The organism is Amaricoccus sp. (genome assembly GCF_036846665.1).
GTDB lineage: Bacteria > Pseudomonadota > Alphaproteobacteria > Rhodobacterales > Rhodobacteraceae > Amaricoccus.
The window spans coordinates 1-5,886 of record NZ_DAIUBO010000234.1 but is presented as its reverse complement, the minus strand read 5'-3'; the positions used below and the strand labels follow the sequence as shown (position 1 = coordinate 5,886).

The following is a 5,886-nucleotide window of genomic DNA, read 5'->3' as shown; positions in this document are numbered from 1 at the left end:
GGCTGATCAGCATCAGACCCAGCCCGTCCTCGTCGACGAGCCGGCGCAGGAGGCGCAGGATCGCCGCCTGGGTGGTCACGTCGAGCGCGGTGGTCGGCTCGTCGGCGACGAGCACGCGCGGGCGCAGCGCGATCGCCATGGCGATGACCACGCGCTGGCGCTGGCCGCCGGAGAGCTCGTGCGGATAGCGCCCGAGCGGGAACCTTTCCGCCGGCAGGCCGACGCGGTCGAGCGTGGCGCGCGCGATGGCCTCGGCCTCGCGCCGGCCCGTGGCGCGATGCACGCGCACCGTCTCGGCGACCTGTGCGCCGATGGTCTGCAGGGGGTTGAGCGCGGTCATCGGCTCCTGGAAGACCATGGAGACCTCGCGGCCGCGGATCGCACAGCGCTGCGCCTCGCTCAGGCGCCGCAGGTCGGTGCCGTCGAGCAGGATCTCGCCCCGCGCCTCGGCGCCGCGCGGCAGCAGCCCCATCACCGCCAGGGCGGTCATGGACTTGCCCGAGCCGCTCTCGCCGATCACCCCCAGCACCTCGCCGGCGCCGAGCGACATGGCGACGTCGCGCAGGACCGGCGTGCCGTGGATCGCCACGCCGAGGTCGCGGATCTCGAGCAGGCTCATGCCCGGGCCCGCCGGATTCGCGGGTCGAGCAGGTCGCGCAGCCCGTCGCCCATGAGATTGAGCCCCAGAACCGTGAGCACGATCGCGAAGCCGGGAAAGAGCGCGAGCCAGGGCGCGAAGGAGATCATCGTCTGGCTCTCGGCCAGCATCCGGCCCCAGGAGGGCGTGGGCGGCTGGGCGCCGAGCCCGACATAGCTCAGCCCCGCCTCGGCGAGGATGCCGAGCGAGAACTGGATGGTGCCCTGGACGATCAGGAGGTTCGCGAGATTGGGCAGGATGTGCTCGAGCGAGATGCGCACCCGGCCCTTGCCCGCGACCCGGGCGGCGAGGATGAAGTCGCGGGTCCAGAGCGAGAGCGCGGCGCCGCGGGTCAGGCGCGCGAAGACGGGGATGTTGAAGATGCCGATGGCGATGATCGCGTTCAGCGCCGAGGGGCCGAAGACCGCGGTGATCATGATGGCGATCAGGAGCGCCGGGAAGGCGAAGACGAGGTCGTTGCCGCGCATGATGATCTCGTCGAGATGCGAGCCGCGGCTCGCGGCGGCGGCGAGGCCGAGCGGCACGCCGAGCCCCATGCCGATCCCGACCGCCACCAGCGCCACGGCGATGGAGACGCGCGCCCCGACCATGATCATGGAGAAGACGTCGCGGCCGAAGTGATCGGTGCCGAACCAATGCGCCGCCGAGGGCGGCTGGAGCTTGGCCGCGATGTCGAGCACGGCGACGTCGTAGGGCGTCCAGAAGAAGGAGAGGAGTGCCGCCAGCGCGAAGATGCCGGCCAGCGCCCCCCCTGTCACCAGCATGCGCATCAGTGGGGCCGCCTCAGCCTCGGGTCGACCGCCGCATAGGCGAGGTCGACGAGGAAGGTCACGAGAATCACCGCGAAGACCAGCAGCATCACCACCGATTCCACCACCACGAGGTCGCGCTGGCTGATCGCCTGGAAGACCAGCCGCCCGAGCCCGGGCAGGAAGAAGACGTTCTCGATGATGATCGCGCCCGCGAGCAGGAAGGAGAATTGCAGGCCGATGATGGTCAGGACCGGGATGAGCGCGTTTCGGACCGCATGGCGGCGCAGCGCCTGGCCGCGGGTCAGGCCCTTGGCGCGGGCGGTGCGGATGAAATCCTCGCCCAGCGTGTCGAGCAGCGCCGAGCGCATCACGCGCGCGAGGATCGAGGCCTGCGGCAGCGCGAGCGCGATCGCCGGCAGGGTCAGCGCCTTCAGCCCGGCGAGGAGCCCTGCGTCCCAGCCCGGGAAGCCGCCGGCCGAGAACCAGCGCAGCTGCACCGCGAAGACCAGCACCAGCAGCATGGCGAACCAGAAGTTCGGCACCGCGACGCCGAGCTGGGTCGCGCCCATCACCCCGGCATCGGCGAGGCTGCCCCGGCGCGAGGCCGCCCAGATGCCCACCGGCAGGGCGATCAGCGTCGAGAGCGCGAGCGCGAGCAGCGCCAGCGGCAGCGAGACCTGGATGCGGTCGAGGATCATCTCCGCGACCGGCGTGCGATAGGTATAGGAGGTGCCGAAATCGCCGGTGAGCATGCCCGAGACCCAGCCGAGGTAGCGCACCACCGGCCCGGCATCGAGGCCGAGCTCGGTCCTGAGCGCCGCGACCGTCTCGGGGCTCGCGTTCAGGCCGAGCATATAGGCCGCCGGATCGCCCGGCACGATCTCGAGCATGAAGAAGATCAGCAGGCTCGCGACCACGAGGCTCAGGGCGAGCGAGACGAAGCGCGTCAGGGCGTAGCGGAACACGGGGTGGCGGAGCCTTCTCGCGGGGCGCGTCGCGCGGACCCTAGAGCGCGTCGGCTCCGAATGCCAGCTTCGGCGCTGCCATTGCCGGTGCCTGCGCGCGCCGGGCGATCGCTTCGGGGTCGATCGCGAGGATCACCGCGCCGCGCTTGTGGCGGCTTTCCACCCGCCGATACGCCTCGGCGATGGCCGCGAGGGGGAAGATCTCGTCGATGACGCCCCGGATCTCGCCGCGCCCGAGCAGCCCGGCGAGGATTTCGAGATCCGCGCTCGTGTCCCCGGAGACGCCGAGCCGCATGCGCGGGCCGCCCCGGATCGCGCTGGCCAGCGCCTGGCCCGCCTCCTTCAGGCCGAATTCGAGCGGGATGTAGACGCCCTCCGGCGTGAGCGCCTTGCGGGCCTCCGCGAAGCGCGTCGCCCCCACCGTGTCGAGGATCGCATCCCAGCGCTGGCCGCGCGCCGCGAAATCCTCGCGGGTGTAGTCGATCCCCTGGGCGGCGCCGAGGTCGCGGAGGAGGTCGAGATTGGCGCCGCTCGCGACGCCCGTGACCTCGGCGCCGAGATGCCGGGCGATCTGGACCGCGAAGGCCCCTACCCCGCCCGAGGCGCCGAGCACGAGGATGCGCTGGCCGGCCCGGAGCCGCGCGAAGTCCCGCAGGAAGACCAGCGCCGAGAGCGCCCCGAAGGGCGTCGCGGCGGCCTCCTCGAAGCCGGTGCGTGGGTGGATCGCGGCCATGGGCCCGTCCTGCGGCATGGCGAGATACTCCGCGTGGCCCCCGTGGCCGGAGAAGCCGAAGACCGCGTCGCCCGCCTTCCAGCGCGTCACGCCGGGGCCGGTCTCGGCGATTGTGCCGGCGAAATCGGTGCCGAGGATGCGGTGTCTCGGGGCGAAGAGCCCGGTCATCAGCCGGCCCGGCAGCCAGAGCCCGCCGGGAAAGGCCGAGGCGCGCATGCGCCAGTCCGCCGTGGAGACCGAGGCGGCGGCGACCCTGACGAGGACCGCCCCTTTCCCGGCCGCGGGCCGCGGGACCTCCGCGATCGCGACGACGTCGGCGGATCCGTAGCGCTCGTAGACGGCGGCCTTCATCTGTCGCATCCCCATCGCTTCGGCCGGGCGCCGGCCCGCCGGCACCATAGCGATGCGCGACCGGGAGGCAAACCGGGCGCGGGCCGATCTCAGCCCGCGGCCTGCGGGATCGGGCGCCTCACTCCTTCCAGTGCACGCCCGTCATGTCGTTGGCCTGGGTCGGCATGTTCGCCCAGAGCCCCTCGATGCGCGCATCCGCGACGCCGGACTTGGCGAGCTGGAAGAGGAAGGCGTTGACCTGCTGGTCGGCCACGCGTTCCTGGGCCGCCCGCAGGATCGCGGTGCGCTCGGTCTCGTCGGAGGTGGCGTCGAGCCCCAGCATCAGCGCCCGCATCACCGGGTCGTCATTGCCGAAGTAATAGTCCTTGCGCGCGTAGATGCCGATGTCCATCGGCTCGGTATGGCTGACGATGGTCAGGCCGAAATCCTTGCTGGTGAAGACCTGCTCCAGCCATTGCGCCCATTCGACATTGACGATCTCCACCTCGATCCCGACCGCGCGCAGCTGGCTCGCGACGATCTCGCCGCCGCGCCGGGCGTAGGAGGGCGGCGGCAGCGTCAGCGTGGTGGAGAAGCCCTCGGGATGGCCCGCCTCCGCGAGCAGCGCCCTGGAAAGCTCCGGGTCATAGGCCGATTTCGCGGTCAGGTCCTCGTAGGCCGGGTTATGCGGCGCAAAATGGCTGCCGATCGGCGTGCCGTAGCCGAACATCGCGCCGTCGATCACCGCCTGCCGGTCGATGGCATGAGCCACGGCCCGTCGCACGCGGATGTCGTCGAAGGGCGGGCGGGCGTTGTTCATGGCGAGGATCGTCTCGCCCTCGGTGGAGCCGACGATGACCGAGAAGCGCGGATCGGCCTCGAACTGCGCCAGGTTCTCGGGCGCCGGAAAGACCGGGAAGGCGTCGAGGTCGCCCGCCATCATCGCCGCGAAGGCCGCGGTGGGGTCGGAGATGAACTTGAAGGTGACCTTCCCGAGCGCCGGCTTCTCGCCCCAGTATTCCTCGTTGCGAACGAGCTCGATCCGGTCGCCCTGCACCCATTGCGAGAACCTGAACGGCCCGGTGCCGATCGGATTCGTGGCATTGCCCTCCGCGCTCGCCGGCGAGACGATGACGGCATCGCCCCAGGCGAGGTTGGAGAGCAGCGAGCCCTTGGGCACATCGAGGCCGATCTCGAGGGTGGTGTCGTCGATCGCCGTCACCTCGTTGATGCCGTCGAAGAGCTGCTTCTGGGCATTGGTCGAACCCTCGGCCATCGCCCGGTCGAAGGAGAAGACCACGTCCTCGGCGGTGAAGGGCAGGCCGTCGTGGAAGCTGACGCCCTCGCGGAGGTTGAAGACCCAGGAGAGCCCGTCGGGGGCGATCTCCCAGCTCTCCGCCAGGGCCGGGAGGACCTCGCCGTCCGGGCCGAAGCGCGTCAGCCCCTCGAAGACATTGGCATAGACCACCTCGTCGATGGCCGCCGCGGCGCCGGCGGTGGGGTCCAGATTGGGCGGCTCCAGCTGCATGCCGATCGTGATGTCGCTGCGCTGCGCGGCCGCGGCCCCGGCGAGCACCATGAGGCAGCCCGCCAGGGCCAGGGAAAGTCGCTTCATCCTAATCCTCCACCCTCACCTGTCCGGGGCGCGCGCCCCGCCGGTCATTCCGCACCGCCCTCGAGAAGCTCGGCCAGGGCGACGGCCATCACGGCTGCGGCGTCGAGCAGATCCCCGACGGCGACATATTCGTCGGGTTGATGCGCAAGATCCAGTATGCCCGGGCCGTAGGCCACGCAATTCTTCAGCTTGCCGATCCGGTCGATGTGCTTCTGGTCGTAGGTGCCGGGCGAGACCACGAAGGCGGGCCGGCGCCCCAGCCGCGCCTCGACCGCGCGGGCGAGCGCGGCCGCCACGGGCGTATCCGCTTCGGTCATCGTGGGAAGGACCTCGTGCATATCCCTGATATCGTAGCGAAAGTCGCGGCCGCGTTGCCGCGCGCGCTCCAGCGTGTCGCGGAACTCGTCCTTGACTTGCGAGAGATCCTCCTCGGCGATGAAGCGGCGGTCGATGATCATGCGGCAGCTGTCGGGCACGCAGGGCGAGGGCCAGCCGGTGAAATCCGCGGCGCGCTCCTCCTGGCCGCCGTGCAGCGAATTGATGTTGAGCGTGGAGGCGCGCGCCGCCTCCGGCACCACCGGCATCGCCGTCTGCCGCGCGGCGAGGGCGGGAAAGAGGCTCTCCTCCATCTCGGCGATCACCGCGCCCATGTGGCGCACGGCGCAATCGCCGAGGAAGGGCATCGAGCCATGGGCGATGCGCCCGAAGGTCTCCACCTCCGCCCACCAGACGCCGCGGTGGCCGAGGCAGATCCGGTCCTTGTTCAGCGGCTCGGGGATGATGACGTGGTCGACGCGGCCGGGGCTGAACCAGCCGCGCTCGGCGAGATGCGC

General features: G+C 71.0%; 6 protein-coding genes. All 6 read right to left on the bottom strand.

The genetic code is table 11. From position 1 onward, the window contains the following. Window positions 1–619: ABC transporter ATP-binding protein (locus tag V7050_RS17420; RefSeq protein WP_324410918.1), on the bottom strand; the 619-nt coding region annotated here is incomplete at its 3' end. Next, window positions 616–1,428 carry an ABC transporter permease gene (locus V7050_RS17415; RefSeq protein ID WP_442885338.1) on the bottom strand — a complete coding sequence of 271 codons (813 nt, stop codon included), beginning with the start codon at window positions 1,426–1,428 and terminating at the stop codon, window positions 616–618. The genes V7050_RS17415 and V7050_RS17420, both read right to left, overlap by 4 nt. After that, entirely contained in the window at window positions 1,428–2,375 is a 948-nt protein-coding gene (locus V7050_RS17410; protein WP_324367546.1) for an ABC transporter permease, read from the bottom strand. The genes V7050_RS17415 and V7050_RS17410 overlap by 1 nt, the downstream gene beginning before the upstream one ends. Window positions 2,376–2,415: 40 nt before the next feature. Continuing rightward, complete coding sequence (locus V7050_RS17405; protein ID WP_324367548.1) at window positions 2,416–3,459, bottom strand: NAD(P)-dependent alcohol dehydrogenase; 1,044 nt, start codon at window positions 3,457–3,459, stop codon at window positions 2,416–2,418. A gap of 118 nt (window positions 3,460–3,577) precedes the next feature. Then, window positions 3,578–5,053: an ABC transporter substrate-binding protein gene (locus V7050_RS17400; RefSeq protein WP_324367550.1), complete on the bottom strand. Its 1,476-nt coding sequence runs from the start codon at window positions 5,051–5,053 to the stop codon at window positions 3,578–3,580. A gap of 44 nt (window positions 5,054–5,097) precedes the next feature. After that, on the bottom strand, window positions 5,098–5,886 hold a 789-nt coding region (locus V7050_RS17395; RefSeq protein WP_324410916.1), incomplete at its 5' end, for an acetylornithine deacetylase/succinyl-diaminopimelate desuccinylase family protein.

Coding starts and splice junctions, on each gene's coding strand:
- V7050_RS17415 (WP_442885338.1), bottom strand. CDS start 1,428: ATGCGCATGCTGGTGACAGGGGGGGCGCTGGCCGGCATCTTCGCGCTG.
- V7050_RS17405 (WP_324367548.1), bottom strand. CDS start 3,459: ATGAAGGCCGCCGTCTACGAGCGCTACGGATCCGCCGACGTCGTCGCG.
- V7050_RS17400 (WP_324367550.1), bottom strand. CDS start 5,053: ATGAAGCGACTTTCCCTGGCCCTGGCGGGCTGCCTCATGGTGCTCGCC.